General features: G+C 48.5%; 1 protein-coding gene. It reads right to left on the bottom strand.

From position 1 onward, the window contains the following. Positions 1-953: fatty acid cis/trans isomerase (locus R7O13_RS24750; RefSeq protein ID WP_318304921.1), on the bottom strand; the 953-nt coding region annotated here is incomplete at its 3' end. Positions 954-995: the final 42 nt, after the last annotated feature.

Below are 995 nucleotides of genomic sequence, written 5' to 3' on the forward strand. Positions count from 1 at the left end.
ATGTGCGTTTTGTCAACAATAGTGCCTTGTTCTGGAATGATTCGGTAGTAAACGCGTTCAACGCCCGGATCGTCGTAAGGGCGACGAGTGGAAATGCGCTTCACTGGTTGTCCTGGCGGCGTTGCGGAGCGCACCAGAGTAAAGAAGCGCGGTTTTTCGCTCAACTCAGAGAAGTACAGGTGCGACAGGAACAAGTGCTCGTATATGTAACGCGACATCAACTGGTTCTTGAGGTCTGAATGGTTGAGCAGTGTTTCGTATTGATTGATTTGCGCCTGCTCTTGGTCACTGATTGGCGTGTGCATATTCATGATCGCGCCGTTTTCTAGCCAAGTCATCAGCGTGTGGTATTCGCTGTTGGTTAGATTCGGCATACCAAATGGCATTCCCCAGTTTGGGTTGTCTTTTTCGTACTGTTCGTACTCTTCAATTGTCGGGCAGGTTTGCTCACGATCAATCGAAAAATCAAAACCTTCTAATTGCACTTGGTCTGGCAAGGGATGGCGCTCTTTCTGTTGCAATAAACGAGCGATAAGGCCAGCTTCAAGGTTTGCCGCCATGCTTTGGTCGCGTTCATTCAAAACAGGGTGGAAGCCAGCGTCGCGCCATTCTTGGGTGGTTTCTGCATCTTCAAACAAGCGAGTAGGTGCAGCAGCTGTCAGGCGAGTGCCTTCATAAACCAATGCTTTCGATGCTCCGCGGTCGATCCCTTCTACCGATGAGAGTTTTAGCTGACATGGCGCATCGTAGCAGGCGTGGCAAACCACACAGCGGTTATCGACGATAGGTTTTACCTCGCGTTGGAAGAAATCTGCCTGCGGCGTTTCAACGCTGGCAGTACGCTCACGAACCAACTGAGGGCCGAACAATTGGTCAAAGTTCAGGCCTGCATAAGTAGCACAACCAGCAAACAGACTGGCAATGCAGAGTATAAAAATTAGACGCAAATTCATTGAGTTATTTTGAGTAAATTGAATTTGCATTAATTAAAGCAA

The sequence above is a fragment of the Vibrio sp. Y176 genome (assembly GCF_033438945.1).